The organism is Streptomyces sp. MNU76, assembly GCF_020982545.1.
GTDB lineage: Bacteria > Actinomycetota > Actinomycetes > Streptomycetales > Streptomycetaceae > Streptomyces.
Genome location: NZ_JAJKLK010000016.1, coordinates 12451 through 33767, shown reverse-complemented (window position 1 = coordinate 33767; position 21317 = coordinate 12451). Strand labels below are relative to the sequence as shown.

The 21317-nt window shown below is 69.7% G+C and carries 22 protein-coding genes and 1 pseudogene; 10 read left to right on the top strand and 13 right to left on the bottom strand.

The genetic code is table 11. The features are described from left to right. Positions 1-699 precede the first annotated feature (699 nt). Positions 700-1636: pseudogene (locus tag E4N62_RS26410) on the top strand (histidine kinase); the annotation flags it as partial. A gap of 4 nt (positions 1637-1640) precedes the next feature. Continuing rightward, on the top strand, positions 1641-2300 hold the full coding sequence (locus tag E4N62_RS26405; protein ID WP_230218722.1) for a response regulator transcription factor: 660 nt from the start codon (positions 1641-1643) through the stop codon (positions 2298-2300). A gap of 284 nt (positions 2301-2584) precedes the next feature. Here E4N62_RS26405 and E4N62_RS26400 read toward each other — a convergent pair whose 3' ends face one another. From E4N62_RS26400 to E4N62_RS26385, 4 genes are all read right to left on the bottom strand, one after another. Further along, entirely contained in the window at positions 2585-4102 is a 1518-nt protein-coding gene (locus tag E4N62_RS26400) for a LacI family DNA-binding transcriptional regulator (protein ID WP_230218719.1), read from the bottom strand. A 72-nt stretch (positions 4103-4174) separates the two neighbouring features. Next, positions 4175-5427, bottom strand: a protein-coding gene (locus tag E4N62_RS26395; protein ID WP_230213881.1) for an IS3 family transposase whose coding sequence is annotated in 2 segments (ribosomal slippage) — positions 4175-5145 and positions 5145-5427 — 1254 coding nt in all. Because the reading frame shifts where the segments join, the coding sequence is not laid out codon by codon here. A 48-nt stretch (positions 5428-5475) separates the two neighbouring features. After that, positions 5476-5838, bottom strand: a complete 363-nt coding sequence (locus E4N62_RS26390) for a helix-turn-helix domain-containing protein (protein WP_230218717.1) — start codon at positions 5836-5838, stop codon at positions 5476-5478. A 127-nt stretch (positions 5839-5965) separates the two neighbouring features. Continuing rightward, the gene (locus E4N62_RS26385; protein ID WP_230218715.1) at positions 5966-6481 is read right to left on the bottom strand and encodes a helix-turn-helix domain-containing protein; all 516 of its coding nucleotides are present in this window, start codon (positions 6479-6481) and stop codon (positions 5966-5968) included. A gap of 302 nt (positions 6482-6783) precedes the next feature. Between E4N62_RS26385 and E4N62_RS26380 the strand changes: the two genes are divergently transcribed. The 4 genes from E4N62_RS26380 (at position 6784) to E4N62_RS26365 (ending at position 11741) form a co-directional block, all read left to right on the top strand. Beyond that, a complete protein-coding gene (locus E4N62_RS26380; protein WP_230218705.1) occupies positions 6784-8088 on the top strand; it encodes a DUF3631 domain-containing protein in 1305 nt (434 codons plus the stop codon). A gap of 203 nt (positions 8089-8291) precedes the next feature. After that, entirely contained in the window at positions 8292-9191 is a 900-nt protein-coding gene (locus tag E4N62_RS26375; RefSeq protein WP_230218701.1) for a DUF2637 domain-containing protein, read from the top strand. Positions 9192-9363: 172 nt separating this feature from the next. Beyond that, positions 9364-10017, top strand: coding sequence for a plasmid mobilization relaxosome protein MobC (mobC, locus tag E4N62_RS26370; protein ID WP_230218733.1), 654 nt, complete (start codon positions 9364-9366; stop codon positions 10015-10017). After that, positions 10014-11741 carry a relaxase/mobilization nuclease domain-containing protein gene (locus tag E4N62_RS26365; protein ID WP_230218699.1) on the top strand — a complete coding sequence of 576 codons (1728 nt, stop codon included), beginning with the start codon at positions 10014-10016 and terminating at the stop codon, positions 11739-11741. Before mobC ends, E4N62_RS26365 begins: the two co-directional genes overlap by 4 nt. Here the strand turns inward: E4N62_RS26365 and E4N62_RS26360 are convergent, their stop codons facing one another. The 6 genes from E4N62_RS26360 to E4N62_RS26335 all read right to left on the bottom strand — a co-directional run bounded on the left by E4N62_RS26360 (position 11742) and on the right by E4N62_RS26335 (position 15509). After that, positions 11742-12287, bottom strand: coding sequence for a flavoprotein (locus E4N62_RS26360; RefSeq protein ID WP_230218697.1), 546 nt, complete (start codon positions 12285-12287; stop codon positions 11742-11744). It lies immediately after the preceding gene. A gap of 76 nt (positions 12288-12363) precedes the next feature. Then, entirely contained in the window at positions 12364-13521 is a 1158-nt protein-coding gene (locus E4N62_RS26355) for a protein-L-isoaspartate(D-aspartate) O-methyltransferase (RefSeq protein ID WP_230218696.1), read from the bottom strand. A 2-nt stretch (positions 13522-13523) separates the two neighbouring features. Beyond that, positions 13524-14495: an ATP-grasp ribosomal peptide maturase gene (tgmB, locus tag E4N62_RS26350; protein WP_230218695.1), complete on the bottom strand. Its 972-nt coding sequence runs from the start codon at positions 14493-14495 to the stop codon at positions 13524-13526. Beyond that, positions 14492-14719 carry a putative ATP-grasp-modified RiPP gene (tgmA, locus tag E4N62_RS26345; RefSeq protein WP_230218694.1) on the bottom strand — a complete coding sequence of 76 codons (228 nt, stop codon included), beginning with the start codon at positions 14717-14719 and terminating at the stop codon, positions 14492-14494. Before tgmA ends, tgmB begins: the two co-directional genes overlap by 4 nt. A 176-nt stretch (positions 14720-14895) precedes the next feature. Further along, positions 14896-15099 (bottom strand): hypothetical protein, encoded by a 204-nt coding sequence (locus E4N62_RS26340; RefSeq protein WP_230218693.1) that lies wholly within the window; start codon positions 15097-15099, stop codon positions 14896-14898. Next, positions 15096-15509 (bottom strand): ATP-binding protein, encoded by a 414-nt coding sequence (locus tag E4N62_RS26335; protein ID WP_230218692.1) that lies wholly within the window; start codon positions 15507-15509, stop codon positions 15096-15098. The genes E4N62_RS26340 and E4N62_RS26335 overlap by 4 nt, the downstream gene beginning before the upstream one ends. Before the next feature lie 303 nt (positions 15510-15812). Here E4N62_RS26335 and E4N62_RS26330 point away from each other — a divergent pair, with 303 nt between their 5' ends. The 3 genes from E4N62_RS26330 to E4N62_RS26320 all read left to right on the top strand — a co-directional run bounded on the left by E4N62_RS26330 (position 15813) and on the right by E4N62_RS26320 (position 18920). Next, positions 15813-16928, top strand: coding sequence for a helix-turn-helix transcriptional regulator (locus E4N62_RS26330; protein WP_230218691.1), 1116 nt, complete (start codon positions 15813-15815; stop codon positions 16926-16928). 13 nt (positions 16929-16941) lie between these two features. Beyond that, the gene (locus tag E4N62_RS26325) at positions 16942-17523 is read left to right on the top strand and encodes an HD family hydrolase (protein ID WP_060886257.1); all 582 of its coding nucleotides are present in this window, start codon (positions 16942-16944) and stop codon (positions 17521-17523) included. 569 nt (positions 17524-18092) lie between these two features. Continuing rightward, entirely contained in the window at positions 18093-18920 is an 828-nt protein-coding gene (locus E4N62_RS26320; protein WP_230218690.1) for a glycoside hydrolase domain-containing protein, read from the top strand. A 9-nt stretch (positions 18921-18929) separates the two neighbouring features. Here the strand turns inward: E4N62_RS26320 and E4N62_RS49675 are convergent, their stop codons facing one another. Both E4N62_RS49675 and E4N62_RS26310 read right to left on the bottom strand, forming a co-directional pair. Further along, on the bottom strand, positions 18930-19373 hold the full coding sequence (locus E4N62_RS49675; protein WP_230218688.1) for a transposase: 444 nt from the start codon (positions 19371-19373) through the stop codon (positions 18930-18932). Positions 19374-19546: 173 nt separating this feature from the next. Then, a complete protein-coding gene (locus E4N62_RS26310) occupies positions 19547-19885 on the bottom strand; it encodes a hypothetical protein (protein WP_230218687.1) in 339 nt (112 codons plus the stop codon). 271 nt (positions 19886-20156) lie between these two features. Between E4N62_RS26310 and E4N62_RS26305 the strand changes: the two genes are divergently transcribed. Beyond that, entirely contained in the window at positions 20157-20528 is a 372-nt protein-coding gene (locus E4N62_RS26305; protein WP_230218685.1) for a DUF6262 family protein, read from the top strand. Here the strand turns inward: E4N62_RS26305 and E4N62_RS26300 are convergent. After that, entirely contained in the window at positions 20520-21284 is a 765-nt protein-coding gene (locus tag E4N62_RS26300) for an IS5 family transposase (RefSeq protein WP_230218683.1), read from the bottom strand. The two genes, E4N62_RS26305 and E4N62_RS26300, sit on opposite strands and share 9 nt — an antisense overlap. Between the last annotated feature and the right edge of the window lie 33 nt (positions 21285-21317).

Sequence of the window (21317 nt, the reverse complement as noted above, 5' to 3'; positions counted from 1 at the left end):
GGCTCTGGTCCTCCTTCGGGTGAGCCGATCACCGCCGATCGGGCAGACGGCGGCACCGAAGGGCACGGTGTGGACGGTCGCCGCCGACCATGCCGTAACGCTCACGGCCACCCCTCCCCCACGCCAGGCCGGCCTGTTCCGGCCGTGCTGACGCCCGCCATGCGACGGACCCACCCAGCCGCCGTGCGACGCAACCGCAGCACCAGCAGAACCGGGCCGGGAACCGCCTCGGTGTGACCTGTTGGCTGTGGCGCTGCATACATCGGTGCCGGGCTCCTCTCGTGATCCGACAGACCTGCGGCTTTCCCGCCCACCAAGAGGAGCCGCACCCCGCCTCTCTGCCCGTGGAAGCGGCGACGACAGGTCAACACACCATGGGGGCTGTCGAAAGCTGGGTTCGCGTCTGCCGAAACCGCAAGCGGTCGCCTCCGCACGACGGCCACTGGGCCGACAGCGAGGATTGACTCCACCCTCACTCGCCACCGGCGGCGACGGCCATCGGGTCCGGCACCCAATTGCGGGCGTGCCAGACCTGCAGAAGGTGACGCGGAATGGGTGCCAGACCCGATGGACGCCCGCCCGGCCCGGCGCACACTCTGGAGCTGAGCGCCTAGGGGAGCAAGCAGCCTTCAGTAACCGGCCGACCCTGCCGGGGAGGCGATAGTGGAAGCAAGGACCAGCTTGAGGAGGCAGTATCCGGTGCCCTTGTTCTGGAGGATCTTCCTGCTCAACGCCGTGGTACTGGTCGCCGCCACCGCGCTGCTGCTGGGCCCGGTCACCGTGTCGACCCCCGTCCTGCTCACCGAGGCCGCGGTCCTCACCGTCGGACTGGCCGCGATGCTGATCGCCAACGCGCTCCTGCTGCGCATCGGCCTGGCTCCGCTGCAACGCCTCGCCCGCGCCATGACCACCACCGACCTGCTACGCCCCGGCGCCCGCCCGGCCGTCGGCGGTCACGGCGAGGTCGCCGAACTGATCACCACGTTCAACACCATGCTCGACCGGCTGGAAGCCGAACGCGCCACCAGCGCCGCCCGCGCCCTGACCGCGCAGGAAGCCGAACGCCACCGCATCGCCCAGGAACTCCACGACGAGATCGGCCAGACGCTCACGGCCGTCCTGCTCGACCTCAAACGCGTCGCCGACCAAGCACCCGACCCGGTACGTGAGCAACTGCACCAGGTCCAGGAGACCACCCGCGCCAGCCTGGACGAGATTCGCCGCATCGCCCGCCGCCTGCGCCCCGGCGTCCTTGAGGAACTCGGCCTGACCAGCTCGCTGAAATCCCTCGCCGCCGAGTTCACCCGCCCCTCCCTGTCCGTACGGCACCACATCGCGCCCGACCTGCCGCCGCTGGGCGAGAACGCCGAACTCGTCCTCTACCGCGTCGCCCAGGAAAGCCTCACCAACACGGCCCGCCACGCCGACGCCACGCGCGGCCTCACCTGGAGCGGACCCCGGACGGCGTAGAACTACGCGTGCGCGACAACGGCCGAGGCATCGAGGGGCCACCGAAGGGCGGGCATCCGCGGCATGCGCGAACGCGCCCTGCTCATCGGTGCCGACCTCACCCTCGGCCGCCCCCGACGGAGGCACCGAGGTACGCCTGACCGTCCCCACCCCCACCGGAGTCAGTGACCATGACCGAGGCGACGCCCACCCGCATCCTGCTGGCCGACGACCACCACCTGGTCCGCCGCGGAGTGCGCCTCATCCTCGACAGCGAACCCGACCTCACCGTGGTGGCGGAAGCAGGCGACGGAGCCGAAGCCATCCAGGCCGCCCGCACCCACCAGCCGGACCTGGCCATCCTCGACATCGCCATGCCCCGCCTGACCGGCCTGCAGGCCGCCCGCGAACTCTCCCGCACCCAGCCGGAGCTGCGCATCCTCATCCTGACGATGTACGACAACGAGCAGTACTTCTTCGAAGCCCTGGCCGCCGGAGCCTCCGGCTACGTCCTCAAGTCCGTCGCCGACCGAGACCTCGTCGAAGCCTGCCGCGCCACCATGCGCGGCGAACCCTTCCTCTACCCCGGCGCCGTCAACGCCCTCATCCGCAACTACCTCGACCGCGTCCGCGAAGGCCAGTCCCCGCCCGCCAGGGCCATCACCGACCGCGAGGAGGAGATCCTGAAACTCGTCGCGGAAGGCCACACCTCCCAGGAGATCGCCGACATCCTCGTCATCAGCCCCAAGACCGTCGAACGCCACCGCGCCAACCTGCTGAACAAACTCGGTCTGAAGGACCGTCTGGAACTCACCCGCTATGCCATCCGCGTTGGACTGATCGAGCCTTGACGGCAGAGCCGCGCTGGTGGTGAGCGCTTCGGGCAGAGAGATCCGGGCTGGCTCCGGCGCCTGTGAGGATGGAGCCGGACTGCCACCGGCTGCCCTCGGTGGGTACGAAGGAGCAGCTCGGGCTTGTTTCCCAAGTGAACATGCCTCGACATCGATCCCGTGGCCTATCCCACGGTCAGGCTGCGGCGCCGTAGGCCGAGGGTCTGAGCGCATTTGGCCGGGCCGTCGCTCTCGTAGGGCGAAATCGACGGTGCCCCGCAACAACATTGCGGGGCACCGTCGAGCTATCGGAGGGTGGCCGCGCGTGCGCGCAGGAGGTCGCTGAGCACGCGCACCGGCGAGGTCGGACACCTGGCCAGCCTGGCGTCGAGTGCCGTCTCCCACTGCGCAGTCAGTCCGAGCATGAGGCGCTTGCGCATGCCGGGAGTGACGTGGGCGTAGCGGGCGGAGACGGAGCCGTCGATGTGGCCCATGCGCTGGTCCATGAGGACCTTCTCGGTGCCGAGGTCCTCCATCACGGTGCGGTGAGTGTGGCGGAGGCCGTGGGGTGTGAGGCCCTTGGCGATTGGGAGCCAGCAGGCGTCGGCCCGGTCGGCGGCGCCGCGGCCTCGGGCCGGAACGCCGGGCCACGGCTCACCGAGTAGCGGGACCGGGCGGGCCTGCTGCGGCGCCTTCTTCGGGTACCAGCCGGAGACCGCCGGAGTGAACAGCCAGGTCGCGAAGCCGTTTCGGCGCCAGTGGGCTGCGTGCTGCGACACCGGGCCGCCCCGCACGAACCCCAGGTCCGCGATGGCCTGCTCCACCCTCACCCGCTTGGCTTCGGTGACGCGGTCGGGGTGGTTGAGGACGTTGGACACCGTGCCCGTGGAGACTTCGGCACGGCGTGCGACGTCGGCGAGCTTCGCGCCCTGGTGGCCGCCGGTGCGAGCCGCGCCCTGCCCCCGGAAGACGTAGGTCTTGCCGTGACACGGACAGGGTGTCGGCTTCGTACGGGCGACATGGTTGGCGACCAGGGCCGACAGCCAGTCCATCGCGTCGATGGTGCGGTAGCTGTCGTCCTTGGGCGGACAGCGGACGAACTCGCCGGTGTCGAGTTCGTACAGTTGCCACTCGACGCGCACGGCACCGGGCCGGGCGAACTCCGTTTCCAGGCCGACGATTTCGCCCCACCGCATACCGGTGTAGCCCTTGAGGACGACGGCGACGAACTCGTCGTCGCGGCCGGAGAGCAGGGCGGCCCGCTCGGCGGTCAGCAGGATGCCGAGGGGGTCGGTGACGACCTTCTCCGGGCCGCGGTCGCGGGAGCGGCCGGCGCGCTTGCCGCGCCCGCGCCGCCTGGCCGCCGGGTTCGACGTGATCAGGCCCTCGTCGATCGCGTCCTCGAAGATCAGGTGGAGTGTCGAGCGCCAGGTCTTGACGCTGGAGGCCGCATACACGGCCTTCTCCTTCTTCTCCCACAGGTCGACGTCCGTCCGCAGGATGCCGGCGAGCGCCTTGTCCTCGAACTCGGGGAGCAGGTGCTCCTCGATGTGGCGGCGGTAGTTCTGCATGGTGGAGGCGGCCAGGTCCTGGGCCTCGTACCAGCGGTTCGCGTACTCGCCGAAGGTCTCCTGGCCGAGTGCCGGGTCGCGCCAGTCGCCACGCCGGTACTTGTTCTCTGCCTCGGCCGCCGCCCGTTGGGCCTCGCCCTTGGTGGCGAACCGGATCGCCTTGCCGGTCCCGTCGACGACCGTGTTGTGCTTGCCGGGCGCGGTCTTGTACCGGCCGCGCCAGTAGTTTCCGCGCTTCTCCGCGAAACCCACGTACCCCTCCCCTTCCTCGTCCTCGTGTTACGCGGCGGTTCCGAATGAACCGCCCCGGGTTCGGTGGAGATCTCAGTTGGTGGCTGTGAGCTGGGTTTTCGTGGTTGCTCGGTAGTAGTTGGCTTCGTATTCGACGGGCGGAATGTGCCCTATCTCACCGTGGAGCCGGCGGTGGTTGTACCAGTCGACCCACTCGGCGGTGGCGAGCTCGACGTGCGAGAGCGTCTTCCACGGCCGCTGCGGTTTGATGACCTCGGTCTTGAACAGACCGATCGTCGACTCCATGAGCGCGTTGTCGTACGCGTCGCCGACCGAGCCGATTGAGGCCGCGATGCGGGCCGCGTCGAGGTGTTCGGCGAGGCGAAATGAGGTGTATTGCGACCCGGCGTCGGAGTGGTGGACCAACTCGCCAGGGGCCGGCGGACGGCCGTCGCGGTCGCGCTGCCACAGCCCCATGTCCAGGGCGTCCAGGACGAGTTGGGTCTCCTTCGACAACGACGCGGACCAGCCGACAATGCGACGCGAGAAGGTGTCCACGACGAACGCGACATAGACGACGCCCGCCCAGGCCGCGACGTGTGTGAAGTCGGCGACCCAGGTGCGGTTCGGAGCCGGGGCGACGAACTCGCGGTCGAGCAGGTCCGGGGCCCGGGCGGCGGCCGGATCCGGCATGGTGGTGATGACCTTCTTGCCGCGGACGGCGCCGGCGATGCCGAGCTCGCGCATGAGGCGCTCGATCGTGCAGCGGGCCACCTCGTGGCCCTGGCGGTTGAGCTGTCGCCAGACCTTCCTGGCGCCGTAGACCCGGTAGTTGGACTGGTAGACCTCCTGGATCAGCTCCTTGAGTTCCTCGTCTCGCACCGCTCGCGGAGAGGGGCTTTCGAGGCGTTTCTTGCAGGCGTAGTAGGTGGAGGGGGCGATCTTGCAGCTGTGCTGGGTCAGTACGCGGCAGATCGGCTCGACGCCGCCGAAGCGGTCCCGGTGCTCGTCGATGAACGTTACGAGCGAGGAAGTGGCCGGTCGAGCTCGGCCGCGAAGAAACTCGCCGCGGCCTTCAAGATCTCGTTCGCGCGCTTGAGTTCGGCGATCTCCTTCTTCATCGCCTTGATCTGCGCGGACTCCTCGCTCGTCGTCCCCGGCAGGGTCCCGGAATCGATCTGGTCCTGGCGGACCCACTTGCGCAACGTCTCGCGCGAGCCGATGCCGAGCTTCGCCATCACCGCGTTGATCGCGGCGGACTCGGTCGGGTAGTCACCGCGGACCTCGGCGACCATGCGCACCGCGCGCTTGCGCAGCTCAGGGGGATAGGAGGAGGGACGTGCCATGACTCTGATCCTTACACGGAATCGAGTCTCCATTCGAACCGGGGCGGTTCAGAACTCGCCCTGGCGTGTTCGGCGTGGTGGCCGGGCGCGCAGGCGAGCCGGGGTCGCGGCAGACCTCGGGGAAGGCTGGGGAGTGGGCGCCTTGGGAGCGGGAGCAGCCGCCGAGGGCTGCTGCGGGTAGGCAGGACGGGCCTCGTGCATGCGGATGATCTCGGCGAGGTGCTCGCCGGTGAAGCGGTAGGCGCGACCGACCCGCGTGAAGGGGATGAGCCGCCGACGGGCGCGGTCCTTGACCCACCAGGCGGAGCAGCCGAGGACGGCCGCGACTTCCTCGGGGAGATAGAGGCGCGGGAGGGCGGAGTCGGCGCGCGGAGTGGGTGCGGAGGCAGGGGGTATTGCGGGTTGGCGCAAGGGGTGAGTCCTCTTCTGGCGGGCATGGGTGCGGCAACACCGGCCCGCCGGTAGATCGCTTGGGATGAGGGGGTGAGATGCCCGTGCTGGGGGTTTGCGGGCCCAGGACGGGAGCAGAAGTCGGAGGCTATGCCTCGTCGGACGAGCCGGGGTCGCGGTGCTCGCCGGGCGGCGGCCCGTACGTCTCCAGCAGGTGCTTGGTGGACGCCTCGGCCATGGCGTTGGAGACCATCACGTCCGCTTCCTCACGGATATCGGGATGCTCGGCGAGGTACGCGTCCAGGGCATCACGCGCCTTGGTGAAGGCGGCGTTGGCCCGCTGGGTCTCGCGGAACGCGTCCACGACGGCGTCGATGAGCTCCATGGCGCGGGCCTGGGCGGCAAGCTGTGGAGGACCGACGAGATTGCGCAGGTCGAGGCCGAAGACCTCGGCGAAGCCGATGGCCTCGTCGAGGTTGATACGGCGCTTGCCGTTCTCGATACGCCAGACCGCAGACGGGTTCATCTCGAAGCCGGCCTCGTTCAGGCGGTCGGACAGGGCGTTGGTGCTCCAGCCGCGCGCCTCGCGCTCCAGCTTGATGCGCACCGCGACGTTCGTCTCGCCGCTGAGCAGCACGCCCTGCGGGGCGTCTTCGTCGGTCACAGTCCACCTCCTTCCATTCGTAGCGAGTCACTGCCATACGCAGCAACCCAACCACAGTAGCATGCATCCTGCGAGATGCAGAACACTTCTGCAATCGGCAATTCATATGGCACACTGGTAGTCCCCACCGCAGTAGCCCGAGGAGCCCTCACGACCCACGTCGCATAGAGCCGCAAGCAAAAAGCCCCCGGCTGTCACCGGGGGCCAAGCGCAAACCTCTCAACCGCCATCCCTAGCGATCGACCCGCGAGGCCGGGATTGCCGTCCCGTATGGCCCGCGAGCAGAGGAGCTGATGCCAAGTATGACCGATCCTCAGCCGAATACGCCATCCCTCCAGGCCAACGGCACTCCGCCGAGGCCACCGGCTGCCGCAACCGAGCAGCAGCCAACTCACACCGCGCTGCCCGCAGACGAGGTCCGCGACGACGGGCCCGATGTCATGCCTGTGTCCGAGGGGTCCGAGAGGTCCGAGGGGGCGCAGATACTGGCCGACCTGCGGGCCCGGATCAAGCGGTTCGTCGTGATGCCGAGCGAGGAGGCCCTCACCGCGGTGACCTTGTGGGTGGCGGCCACCCATCTGCAGCCCGCGTGGCAGCACGCGCCGCGCCTGGCGGTGGTCGGTCCGGCCAAGCGGTGCGGCAAGTCGCGGCTGCTCGACGTGGTCACCGAGACCGTGCACGCACCGCTGATCACGGTCAACGCCAGCCCTGCGGCGATCTTCCGCTCGATCACCGCCGAGGATCCGCCCACGCTCCTGGTCGACGAGGCCGACACACTGTTCGGCAGCGCCAAGGCGGCTGAGCGCAACGAGGACCTGCGTGGCCTGCTGAACGCCGGCCACCAGCGCAACCGGCCCACCTTGCGCGTCACCGGCCCAGAACACACGCCGGTCGCCTTCCCGACGTTCGCCATGGCCGCTCTGGCGGGCATCGGTGACCTGCCCGACACGATCATGGACCGGTCGGTGGTCATCCGGATGCGCCGCCGGGCACCGGGCGAGACCGTCGCGGCGTTCCGCACCGGGCGGGACACCCCTGCTCTGCATGCCGTCCGCGACCGCCTCACTGCCTGGCTCCAGCCTCTGCGCGCCGAGGCGATGGACGTCGAGCCGGACATGCCGGTCGAGGACCGCGCAGCCGACACCTGGGAGCCTCTGGTGATCGTCGCCGACCTCGCCGGAGGCGACTGGCCCACGCTGGCCCGTGCGGCCTGCCGGGTGATGACCGACCATGAGTCGGGCAAGGACGCGGACACAGGGCTGCGCACCCGCATCCTGATCGACATCCGCCGGGTCTTCACCGCCGAGCGCGACCCCGCCGCGCTGCGCACGAGCCGCCTGCTCGAAGAGCTCAACAGCGACGAGGAAGCGCCGTGGGCCGAGTACGGCCCTACCGGGCTGACTTCGCGCCGCCTCGGGATTCTCCTGGAGGACTACGGCATCCGGCCGGGCAATCACCGCTTCCCCGGCGGTGTCCAGGCCAAGGGCTACGCCCGAAACCAGTTCCTCGACGCCTGGGCCCGCTACTGCCCCGCACCGGCGGCCGAGACGGCGAGACAAGCCGATCCTGGCGAGGCGTCAGGATCCGCCACCGGTACCGCAGCCTGACCCAACTTGACCCGTCACACCCGTCCCCGCGCAGGTCAGCGCCGGGACGGGTGACCGGCCCGCAACGGGTCAACCCGACATCGCCATGCCTCCCGTACCTGCCCTGACCAGGCACGCAACGGGTGGTACGAGTCGCCGCGCCTCACGGCCGCCACGCGTCCTGCGCCGTGACCGCCGCCGAACCCCACCTGGAGTGCTTCCGCTTGACCTCCCGCACCGCCGCCACCGCGCCCTCCGCCGTACCGGGTACCGCCGCGATCCGCTTCGGCATCGCCCTGCTCGCCGCGGTGGCCTTCGCCCTCTCCTACGACGCCTTGCGCCAGATGGCCGTCGCCATCCACATCCGCGGATTGCTCACCTACACCTTCCCGCTCGTGATCGACGGCTTCATCGCCATCGGCATCGGCGCCCAGCTCATGCTGCGCACCGCCCCGCTGCACTCCCGGCTGTACGTAGGGGCACTCGTCGGCCTGGCCACCGGGGTGAGCATCGGAGCCAACGCCGTACACGCCATCCGCCTCAACCAGCAGACCCGCCCAACCGGACTGCACCTCGACAACGCCACCGTCGGCGCCCTGTCCGCCCTCGCCCCGCTCGCCCTGGCCGGCGCCGTCCACCTCTACCTCGTCATCCGACGCCACCCCACACCTCACCCCCAGGAAGCCGACGCCACCGCACGCCACAACCCTGCCAACCGCAGCCACAACGACGCCCGCCCCGCTGCCCCTACCGGCGACGACTCCGGTCAGCGGGAGCCGACGGATCTCGACGCGGCGGACCGGCAGACCAACGTGGCGCGGGATCCTGCCGACGTGGCGCAGGACGCCGCCGATGTGCCGGAGCACGCGCAGCCTTCCGCCGAGCCGGAAGACCAGCACCGCCACACCGTGTCCGACGAACTCCTCGCCATCGCCCGAACCGCGCCGCTCGGACGTGGAGGCCGTGCCTCACGCCGCCACATCGAAACGGCGATCCGCAGCAGGGGCCTCCCCCTCAGCAGGGCCGACGCGGAAACGATCAAGGACGTCCTGCAGGCCGAACTCGACGAGGCCGCCCTCCGGCGGCAGGACGCCATAGACGAAGCCCCCGCTGGCGCCCTCTGAGTCCCTTCGGCCGCCCTATCGCTCGTCCCGCTCGACTCGCACCACCCGTCCCCGCGCAGGTCAGCGCGGGGACGGGTGACCGCCCCGCAACGGGTCGACGCGGCATCACCACCCCGTGCACTTCAGCCCTGACCAGGCGAACAGTCACCAACGCCCCATGGAGGCCGACCCCATGCACCACCCGCACCACGAAGGCCGCACCACCCAGCAGGAGATGACCACTACTCCAGCCACCCGGCCAGCAAGGTATCCCGCTGGACCGTCCACAGGCCGGCCCCACGGGGAAGCCTCCGCCCCGGTGGTGGCGGAGGCACTCGGGCGCCGGGGGGCGCCCGAGGGGAAACAGCAGCCCGCCGACACCCCCGCCGCCCAACTGCCGCGTGCCGCCGAAGCCGCCGCCCTGCACCGTGTCGCCCGACGCCGCAAGCCCGACCCGAACGGCCAGCGCAAGGAGCGGGTCGACGCCCGCTACAGCGTCGACGAGAAGAACGAGATCCGCGCCATGGCGCGGTCGCTGAACATCGCCGGCGCCCACTACGTCGGCGCTGTCGTCATGGCCCACGTCCACGGCGACCTCGCCCTGCCCGGCCAGCGCACCCCGCTCGACGACTACATCGACGAGCTGACCGCCCTCCGTGGCGAAGTCGCCAAGATCGGCCACAACATCAACCAGATCGCCAAGAAGCTCAACTCCGGCGGCCATCCACACCCTGTGGACACCGCACTCCTGACCCAGGCCGAGCGCACCCTGGACGCAGTCGGCGCCACAGTCCGCCACATCGCGGCAGCCTCGAACGAGGCCGTCTCCAAGAAGGCGGCCCGGTGATCGCGAAGATCAGCAATGGCAGGGAGACCGCGGGCCTGATCCGGTACTTGTTCGACACGAAGAAGGCCAAGGACCACACCGACCCGCACCTGGTCGCCTCTTGGGACGGCTTCGCCCCCGACCCCGGCCGTTCCGAGGACGCCGACGCCGACGCCGACGCCACCAGGAGGCTCCTCGTGGCCGACCTGGATCTGCATGTCAAGCAAGCCAGGCGACTGGGCCGCGCCCCCGAGAAGCACGTGTGGCACTGCTCCATCCGCGCTGCCGAGACCGACCGCCACCTCAACGACGACGAATGGGCCGACATCGCCCGCCGCGTCGTCGCCGCCACCGGCATCGCACCCGACGGCGACCCGGACGGCTGCCGCTGGGTCGCCGTCCGCCACGCACCCGACCACATCCACATCGCCGCCACCAAAGTCCGGGCGGATCTGCGCACCGCCCGCCACTGGAACGACTACCTCACCGCCGACCGTGAACTCGCCGCCATCGAGAAGGAATACGGCCTGTTCCAAGTGGTCCGCGGGGACCGCACGGCCGCCAAGCGGCCCACCCGCGCCGAGCAGGAGAAGGCCCGCCGCGCCGGTCAGGACAAGACCGCCCCCGAGCGACTGCGCGCCACCGTCCGCACCGTCGTGGCCGCAGCCTCCAGCATGGAGGAGTTCGTGCACCTGCTCCGCCACATCGATGACATCCTCGTCGAGATCGTGCGCTTCCCCTCCGGCGACATACGCGGCTACAAGGTCGCACTCGCAGACGACGCAGGCGGCCCCATCTGGTACTCCGGCTCCAAACTCGCTCCGGACCTCTCCTTCCCCAAGATCCAAGAACGCCTGGCGAACATCGAACCGCAGCCCGCCGACCAGCCCGGCCGGCGCAGGCCCAACCCCTGGCACCAGGCCACCGCCGCCACCGAGCGCATCCCCCACCACCTCGACCAGGGCGACGACGAAGTCGGCCAGGCCCACCTCGCTGTCTTCGGCGAGGCACTCGACGCCCTTCCCCTTCTCGCACCCCAGCACCTGCGCCCCCAGCTCCGTGAGGCGGCGTCCGCGTTCGAGCGCGCCACCCGCTCCCGCATCCGGGCCGAACACCATCACGCCCGAGCACTGCGGGGCGCCGTACGCGCCATGCTCCGCGAGCCCGCGCCCAAGGACGGCGCCGCCCTGGCAATGTTCCTCGACGCCGCGATCCTCGTCGTCATCGCTGCCGCCCGCTGGCACCAGTTCCGCCACCACGACCAGCAGGTCGGCGCCGCCCAGCAGACCCTGCTCCACCTCCAGGCCGCCTACGAACAGGCCGCAGCCGCACCCCTGGCCGCCCTCGCCCAGCACCGGCCGCCCCAGCAGGCCGTCGACCGACACATCCGCCAGATACGCCGGGCCGTGCCCGATCACGTGGAGCAAGTCATCGAAGACCCCGCCTTCGACGCTCTCACCGCTGCCCTCGCCGAAGCCGAAGCCGCAGGCCACGACCCGGAGCAGCTCCTCCAGCAGGCCGCCGACCAACGGGCCCTGGACGACGCCCGCCGCCCCGCATGGGTCCTGACCTGGCGCGTCGAGCGCCTCAGCGCACGGCCGGCACCCAGCGCACAAAGCCGCGCAGCACAGGCCCACAGCCCAGCCTGGGCCGACAGCGCAGCACAGCGCCCCAACCCTCCGGCCCACGAAGCAGCCGCCGCCCCGGCCCCGCAACCGCCACCGCCACAAGCACGGCGGCGCTGATCACGACCGCACCGACAATCTGGAGGCGAGCAGCTCCAGCACTTCCTCCCAGCGATAACGGTCGGCCCCGCCGCCGGCCTTCGGCCGGTGCGGCTCGTACGAGCCAATCAGGACGCCCATCTCGCGCAGCCGCTCCAGACTCTGCCGGTATGCGGGATGGGCGGCCTGGGCCGAGTTCAGGTACGGCAGCACAGCGATCGGGATGTCCATGGCGGGCGCTTCGCACAGGATGCCCAGCGCGAGATTGTCGGAGATCCCTGCCGCCCACTTGTTGACCGTGTTGAAGGTCGCCGGGGCGACCGCGATCGCATCCGCAGGCCGAGTCGGCCGCGGTTCCCCCGGCGACCGCCAGGCCGAGCGGATGGGGCGGCCGGTCTGGGCCTCGACTGCCTCCGCGTCGAGGAAGCCGAGCCCTTGCGGGGTCGCGACGACCCCGACGTCCCAGTGCCGCTCCTGTGCTGCGCTGATCAGCCGGCCGACGTCGGCGGCGACCCCGGCCGCGCAGACGACGAGCTGGAGGAACGGCTTGTCGGGCTGATCACTCACTCGGGGCTCCCAGTTGACGGGGGTGCAGGTCCGGCAGGGGGCGGCGACGGTCGCCAGCGGCCATGGAAGTGCCCGCTCACGTGGCCGCTGTACGGCAGTTTGGGCTCTCTGAGGACCTACCGCCGTCCTGGGCCACGGCACGGGCAACCGGTACGGGACGGCTGGGGACGTCGAGCCAGATGCGCTGCCCCTCGGCGGTCACGGTCACTCCGAAGCGCTCCCGGCCAGGCCGGTCGTTCTCGACGTACAGCTCGTGTGCCGCCTCCACCGCGTCCCACAGCAGACGCGGCCCGGCCTGCCGTACGCCACCGTCCTCGGCGCGCGCCCACGCGCCGTCAGCACCCCACAACTCCACGGCCGTCACCCGGCCATCGCCATCGCGCTCCGAAGCGAAAGCCGTGTCCGGCGTGACCAGCGAGAGCACGAAACGGAACGCATCGTCCCCGGCGACCTCGGCCAGGTCCAGGCCGGTGAGTCGGCCGCTCGTCGCGCTCGGCCTGCCTGGGTGTGCCGGGGCGCCGGTGGCACCGGCGTCGCGTACGGCCATGAAGTATGAAGCACCGGGCAGGAACCGGCCTTCGGCGCGGCCATCGTCGGCGACGACCAGGCACACGGTCCCCCAGCCGACAGGACACACGATGAGGCCGGCGGGCCGCACCTGCTCCAGCCAGACCGTCGGGATCGTGGTGAAACCACAGGTGGCGATCAGCCGGTCGTACGGGGCCCTGGCCGGGTAGCCGTCACGGCCGTCCCCGGCCTGCACCAGCGGGGTGTATCCGCAGCGCCGCAGCCGCGCTCCCGCCAGCCGCGCCAGCCCCGGGTCGACCTCGGCCGTAACCACCTGGTGGCTTCCAAGCCGTTCGGACAGGAGTGCCGCGTTGTAGCCGGTGCCGGTCGCGATCTCCAGCACGCGGTGACCATCGGCGACGTCGAGGGCCTGGAGCATGACGAGCATGAGGCCGGGCGCTGTTGACGACGATGTGGCCACACCGTCGGTGAGCTGTGTGGCCAGCGCGTCATCCGAGTACACCAGGTCCAGCCAGTCGGGGTCGGCGGAGGTCACGTGCCGCTGCTCTCCGCCGACCAGGGTCCAGAACTCCGGGACGAACGGATGGCGGGGAACGGCCTCGAACACCTTCCGCCATGTCGGGTCGGACAGTTGCCCGTTGGCCTCCAGGACGTCGGCCAGTGCCGTGCGCAACTGGATGGCGCGTTCTTCGGTGTGTGTCGTCATGGTCATCCCCCGGCGAGTAGATCAGCGATGTGCGTGGCGATGGGCAGGCCCGTCTTGTTCTGGATCCAGGACCACTCTCCGGACGGGTTGCACTCGAACATCACCCAGTTCCCGGCAGGGGTCACGGCGAAGTCGAACGCGCCGAAGCTGAGACGGAAGTGCTCCAGCCAGCTCAGCACGCCCGCCCGTACGTCGTCCGGCACTTGGCACACGTCGTAGGTGAGGGCGTCGTAGTCGCTGCGCCAGTCCACCCGAGCAGCGTCGCTGCCCGCGTGGATCTCGGCCGCGAACATCTCCTTGCCCACGACGGTCAACCGCACCTCGTGGGTCTTGGGAACCCACTCCTGGAACAGGTGCGCTGTCAGGGACACGGAGTCGTCGATCGTGTCGGGGTCGACCACATGGGTCGGCACCCCGGTGCGGTGGCCGTCCGGGTACTCCAGCGGGCCGCCCATGAGCGGCTTGCAGATCACCGGACCGCGCATCTCGTAGCAGAACTTCCTGGCCACTTCCCGGTCGGTGGTGATCAGCGAGCGAGGCGTGCGGAGCCCTTGCGCCGCCGCGACGGGGAGCTGACCGGGCTTGTGGGAGGCGATGCCGTCCACGTCCGGCCGGTTGACCCACGTCACCGGCAGCGCGTACAGCGTGCCGAGCAGTCCGGCAAGCGCCTGCTCGTTGGCCCACGTGCGGTGCGGCTCCTGCAGCCCGTCGGAGACGGCGGGAAGGCGGGGCCGCCTGTAGTAGACGGCCCTCACCTCTTCCAGCCGCACGGAGCGGTACTCGTCAGCCAGGACCCCCGTCCAGGGTGCTGCGGCGTGCTCGACGGACAGGGACATGGACAGAGGGAAGTCCCCCATGTCGAACCGCATCACCGGCACACGCCGGATCGTCAGCTCGTCGACCACCAGGTCCGCCGCGGGGTCCAGTTCCTTGGTGACGACCAGCACCGGGCCGCCGGACAGGTACTGTCTCACCGCATCAGGTACGGGTCGGCCGTGTCGTCGTTCTTGCTGTCCCAGTTGGTGTTCGTGCAGCTCCCGGCCAGCGAGGTGGAGCGGCTCCACAGGGCGCCGGAGCCGTCGGTCAGGACGTTGACCTGCCGGGCCGGGTCGTACACGAACGATCCCGCCTCCAGGGTCACGGTGTACGGGGTGCGCTCGGCGCGGGCGCCGAACGGGACGAGCGTTGCCGTGGGCATGGGTGCCTCCTTGTGGTTGCTGGTGCTCGGACTGTTCTCTGACTCGGCCGTGCGCGAGGGCACGGCCGAGGGTCTCGCGGGGCCGCTCCGCTCCGTCGGGAAGCCGGTCATACAGACGCAGAGCGGGTTGTGCGCCGCCCGGCGCCGGGCATCGGGCTCCGGCGTCAGGCGGCGGCTCATGCAACGCCGCCGGTGAGGGACGGCGGGCATTCGGGCGCGCAGATCCAGAGCCGGAACAGCAGGCCCCGGTGGCGCACTTCGCCCCACACCTGGCCGGCCATCCCCAACCGGCGGGCGCAGCGCGCACAGTCCACGGCCATCTGCTGCCGCGGAGTGAGCCGTTCGACGCGCGGCAAGGTGGCCGTGGGCGGAGCGGTCACCAGGTGCCGTCCGCACGCAGCTCTGCCCAGACGCGTTTCCCGCCGTGCACCGGCTCGCTGCCCCAGTCGTGGGCCAGAGCTTCGACGAGGAGTAGTCCGCGGCCGTGCTCGTCGTCCGGGGACGGCGTGCCAGGGGTGGGTCTGGTGCGGGACGTGTCGGTCACGACGATCCGCGCGGACTCCTTGCCTGTCCGTGTGATCGAGGCACCGACCGTGGCGGCGTCGGTGTGCTCCACCGCGTTGGCCACCAGCTCCGTGACGACCTGCTTCGCGACGTCCACCAGCTGAGGCAGGCCCCAGGTCTCCAGCACCAGCGCTATGTCCCGACGCGCCTGAGCGGCGGCTTCCAGCCTCGCCGCGTACCGCTCCTGGTAGCGCTGTGGTCCCACCGTTGCAGCCGTCATGGTCATCGTCGCGTCCCTCGGGGGTGCTCGCGTTCCGTGTGTAGCCCAACCACCGGCCGTCAGGGCTGTGTGCGAAGGACGCACGCCCGCCGTTGCTCAGGTCGGCCCCGTGGCCGGGGTGAGCAGCAGCCCTTCGACGTTGTCGCCTACGGAGGTTCAACTCGGAAGCCTCGGTAACGAAGCCCACCGTGACAACCGCCCTACTAGGCTCGTTCGGTGATGCATACGACGGTAGAGAACCGTGATCACTGCCTGAAGTGACCGCGAGTACAAGTGGTTTGCTGCGAACACCGGGGAAAGGGTCTGTTCATGCGGTCGAGTTCGCGACAAACCCTGACCGGCAGTCAGGGATCATCCGGGCGCCCACGCGTGGGCGTCATCGCCGGCTACGTCTTCCGGGTCATCCGAGAGCAGCAAGGACGCACCCAGGAGGAAGCGGCTGAGCAGCTGCGGGTGTCCACGGACACGATCGCGGGGTGGGAGTCCGGCCGCCGCCCCCTCACCGCCGTGCCGGTCGGGCAGATGCTCGTGCACCGTCACCGGCTGATGCAGATGGGCACCGCCCCCGCACTCCTGCAAGCCCTGGACCGCGCCCTGGAAGCGGATGTCCTCCTCGCCGAGGCCCTCGACAACGAGACCGACGTCGAGGAAAGCCCGCTCGGGGCCTGGGTGATGCAGCGCGACCTCGTCGAGGTCCTCGCCTGGCCCCTCAACCACGTACCACCACAGCCCGTCCGCGACCTGCCCGATCCGCCCCGCAAGCGCCGAGGACCCGCGCCGGCCGGGCCGGAGCTGTCGGCTGCCGACCGGGCACGGTTCTTCACGCGGATGCGGCGAACCGCGGAGCAGGCCCGGAGGGAGGACCAGTTCCTGCTCCGCCGCCAGGCCCTCTACCTCTCCGGGTACGACGACCAGACCGACACGTCGGAGTGGCTCGCCCACCAGCAGGCCACCGAACGCCCCGGCGACTGGCTCACGCATTGGCTCAACTCCAGGTCCGTTGCCGCCGTCTCGGCCCGGCAAGGAGACCGGGACCGCATGAGCCACTTCATCGACACCGCCCTCATCGACGACGATGCCGGCGAAGCCGCGAACCTGAACTACTGGGCGTACTGGATCGGCGAGACCGCGCATCTGGAGCTGAGTGACGACTTCATCGCCGCCCGCACCCCGGGGCCGTGGCCGGGTGACAGACTCCTCGCCCACCTCGCTCACGGTCTCGCGCCGCATCACGGCTATGTCGACCTCAACATCCACTCGGTGTGGTCCCTGCTCCGGGTACGGCCCAACCTGCTGCGATCCGGCGCAGCAGACCGTGTCCTGCGCGACAGGCTGCCCGTGATGTTGGATAGCCGGGAGCTTTCGGCGCGCGGGCGCCGGGAGCTGGAGAGCATCCGGTATGCGATCCGCCTCGCCGAGGCGTGAGAGGAGTCCGACGGTGGCCGAAGACCTGACCGCGGTAGCGCGTTTCCTTTACGAGGCGGGGACGCTGAAGCAGACCAAGCGCACCGGCTGGTGGATGGCCGGCGTACGCGATCCGGAGTCAGTCGCGGAGCACTCCTGGCGCACCGCTCTCCTCGCGACGATCATCGCGAAGCTCGAAGGCGCCGACCCCGCGCGGGCCGCCTACCTGGCGGTGTGGCACGACTCGCAGGAGACGCGCACCGGGGACGTGAACCACCTGGGCAAGAAGTACGCGCCTCAGGCGGACCCGCGCGCGGTCACCGACGACCAGGTCGCGGGCATGCCCGAGGTCCTGGCCTCCGCAGTGCGCGAACTCGTTGCCGAGTACGAGGCCAAGGAGTCCCAGGAGGCCATCTGTGCCCGGGACGCCGACAAGCTGGAGTGCATGATCCAGGGCGTCGAGTACAAGGCCCAGGGCTACGAGCACGCCCAGCGTTGGATCGACAACAGCCGCGGCCGACTCACCACGAAATCGGCCAACGAACTCGCCGACGCGGTCCTGGCGACCGGTTCTCTGGACTGGCTGCGCGCAGCCCTCGGGGAGAAGCAGCGCTGACCGCCGGCAGCTACCGGAGAGCCCCCTGCCCCACGAGACGTTGCCCCCACACCGGGCCGGCGTCCCCTCCGCTGCGTCGCGCGCCTCTACCGGCGGAGGGGCTACGGCACGCCGCTGGACGCACGGCACGTCACTGCCCGCCCCGCCACCCCCGCGTCAGTACGCTGGCCGGCGGAACACGCCGGCGCACAAGGAAAGCTGCGGTCCTGCCGACCGCCGGCAACCGTAGCGACTTCGCTCAGCTGCTCCTTGCGCTCGACGCGATCCCACCGTCCGCGCCCGGGTCGGACGGCCCACCGAAAACCGCACTTTCTCGACGGTGGGCTTCGAGACCAGGATCTCGAAGCCCACCGTCAGCTGCGCGGAGGCCATCGAACCCAGCGTTGCCACCCTCCGCCACCAATCAGCGGACAGGTCTTGGATAGGGTGCAGAACGCTCCGACTGCCGGAGCTCTACCGCCGCCGTAGAAAGCGCCGAACGCTGCAGCCACACCTCATGGTGTGTCACCTCGCGCATGCCTTCCGGTGCACCAAGCGCGGCTGCGGGCCGTGATCCGAATGGGGTGGGAATGTCCAGTCACCGGCTGTCCAAGAGAGGCCGTTACATCGCGTGGGCCGCGACCGGCGTTGTCGTAGTCGCTGGCGCCGGGATCGCGGCGCAGACCTCCATGGCCGCCACGAGCTGGCCTGCGCAGAAGACATACACGGGCCGGGCATTCGACACCTGCACGGCACCCTCCCTCGCCGCGATGAAGGCTTGGAACACCGGCTTCTACGGCGCCGCGGCCGTCTACATCGGCGGCAAGAACCGCGGCTGTGCCCAGCCCAACCTCACCGCGGCCTGGGTGAAGTCGGTCAGCGCCGTCGGCTTCAAGCTCATCCCGCTCTACGTCGGAGCCCAGCCGCCCTGCCAGACCAGCAGGAACCCAGAAAGGTTCACCGCCTCCACGGCAGCCAGTCTCGGGGCGAGCAACGCCAAGGACGCGATCGCCAAGGCTACCGCCCTCGGCATGAAGCCAGGCAGCCCCATCTACCTCAACATGGAGTCGTACGACATCACGAACAAGGCGTGCAACGACGCCACTCTGACGTACGTACGCTCCTTCACCAAGACCCTGCGGGCGAAGACATACCGCGCCGGTCTCTACGGCTTCAGCAGCTCCAGCGCCAAGGCCATCGCCACCGCGAAGGACCGGACCGACCTGCCGGGCAACCTCTGGTACGCGCTGTGGAACAACAAGAACACCACCACCGCCGACTGGCCCTGGGATCCCAAGCTGTACACCAACCACAGCCGCGCCCACCAGTACATGGTCAACAGCAAGGAGACCCGCGGCGGCCACACCATCACCGTCGACCGCAACGCCTGGGACGCCCCCGTTGCCCTGATCGGATGAGCTTGGCGTTCATCCTCGGCGGGCTTGGTGTTTTTTGATCGACTCGGCACGTTTGACGGTCTTGCCGACGTCGTGGCGCTTGGCCCGGTGCTTGTTCTTCGGGCCGGGCGGCCGTCCCTGGCCCGGCTTGGACTGTTTCGGTGCGGCCGACGGGCGGGCCGCCGTCGCGCAGACGTTGCGAAGCCCCAGCGGACGCATGACCCGGTCCGAGCGCCGACGCCCGACCAGCACGACCGGCAGGTCGGCCACAGCGTGGGAGAGGTAGGTGACGTCGTAGTCGGCGTACATCACGATCAGGATCTCCAGGTCGCCCGGCTGTGGACGCTCACGTAATTGCTCCAGCCTGCGCTCGTCGTCCCGCTGCGTCGCAGGGCCGTGCTGGCCACTGGCCGACGTGAGCCCGGGAGTGAAGCGAGAGACCGTCCAGCCTCTCCCAGCTGCCGCTGTTGCCACGCACTCACCGGATCCGCGACGGGAACGACGAATGAAATTCGCTCGCGCTCCCCTGGGGCACGACGAGCGACCGTTGGGCCAATTACGTGAGCGCCGACACCCGGCCCCTGCGGAGCGGAATCCATGAGTAGTGCCACCGGCAGGAGGGTCGCTCCGGCCGGTGGCCCAGATGATCAGGCTCGATGTCCTGGACGCCGGAACAGTGACCGAATCAAGGTGTTTCTACGGCGCCGTTTGTGCCATTCGCCGCGGATATCGAAGATCTCCTTTTCCAGTGCCGCGTCCTGCGACTCGTCTGCCCATTCCACCGCCATCTCCTCGACCAGCAGAGGTGTGTCCTCGTCGGTGGCCCAGAAGTCGTCCGCTTTGAGCTGGTCGACTTCGCCGGTTCTCGGGTCCTCACTGATGTAGAAGGCCCAGGAGTTGTTGATCTCCACAGCGAGAAGCAGGTACAGCCCTGCGTACTCGCCTGCGGTGATCCGACCGATCCTGCCGTCCTCCGGCCAGGACACGCGGTCTATCGGTATCGTCCCCACTGCCGGAACCTCACGTGGTTGATGTGGAAGTTGAAGTAACTGCTCCTGCCTCTGGCACTGTGGCCCTTCGTTCCGTAGGTAAGGTTCGACGACCTGCCGTACCGGGACCTGTCAAGTCAAATGAGACGGACCGGGCGCAGATCCAGCAGGCCGTGACCGTTGTCCGCAGAACGCGGGCGAGCGTCGTCTCGCTCGGCCTGCCGAAGGTGAGGCAGCCACTACCCGACCTCCGCTCTGGGAGGATTGGATGACCTCCAGCATGATCGACGGCAAGCGAGCCGACTCCGCACGGCGCCGCGACCGAGTGATCAAGGCCCTGGACGCAGCCCTGCGGACCGGAGACGACATCACTGGCTCCGGCCTCGCTCGCGCCGCCCGTGTCGACCGAAGCTTCCTCTACCGTCACCGTGATCTGCTCGAACGCGTTCACGCCGCTGCCAGTACGCCAGTCGAGGAAGGTCGACTGGCTGCCGTCAGCCGAGCCTCCTTGCAGGCCGACCTGGCCAACTCGCTGGAGCGGAATATCCGTCTCGTCGCACGGGTGCGCCAGTTGGAGAAGCGGCTTTCCGCGCAGCTCGGCGAGCAGGCATGGAGTGAGCGTTTTCCATCCTCAAGCTGAGCTGGCCTGATGCAGGCAGAGGACGGCCTGGACGAGGTCCGTGATGCGAGTGGTCGAGCAACGGATTTTGCGGAGGCGCCGCCAGGACTTGAGGGTGGCGACGGCTTGTTCGACGAGCGCCCGGATCTTGGCGTGGGATCGATTGACGGCCTGCTGCCCGGCAGAAAGCGTTTCCCACCGGCCGCGATAAGGAACACGGACCGTGCCTCCGGCGCCCTGGTAGCCCTTGTCGGCCCAGCAGTTGACACCGGCCTCGGCAAGCGCGTCGATGATGCCGTGCTCGCGGGCCGCACGGACGTCGTGGACGGCCCCGGGCAGTGCCGACGAGGCCCACAGTAGCCGCCCGGACGGATCGGCCAGGATCTGCACGTTCATTCCGTGCTTCTTGTGCTTTCCGGAGTAGAAGGGCCGGTCCGCGGCGATCCGGTCGATCGGCAGCAGGGTCCCGTCCAGCAGTACGAATGCCTTCGTCGATGCGGTCCGGGCCGCCTCGGCAAGGCTCGGGGCGAGGGCGGCCAGCATGTCTACGGCCTCGGCGATGTACCGGTATGCGGTCGTGGTCCCGATGCCGAACCCGGCCGCGAGTTGGGCATACGGATGACCATTGCGGAGGTGGGCGAGAGTGAGCAGTGCCTGCCGGCCCGGGCTCAGGCGACGCCAGCGAGTACCGCGCTCCTGGCGGTGCCGGCGGAGCTTGGCGGACAGGAAGCGCAGGGCAGAGCTGGACACGTCCAGCCCGGACGAGTAGACAAGCACGCGAATCCCCTGGTGGAGACGGTTCTTCTTGGT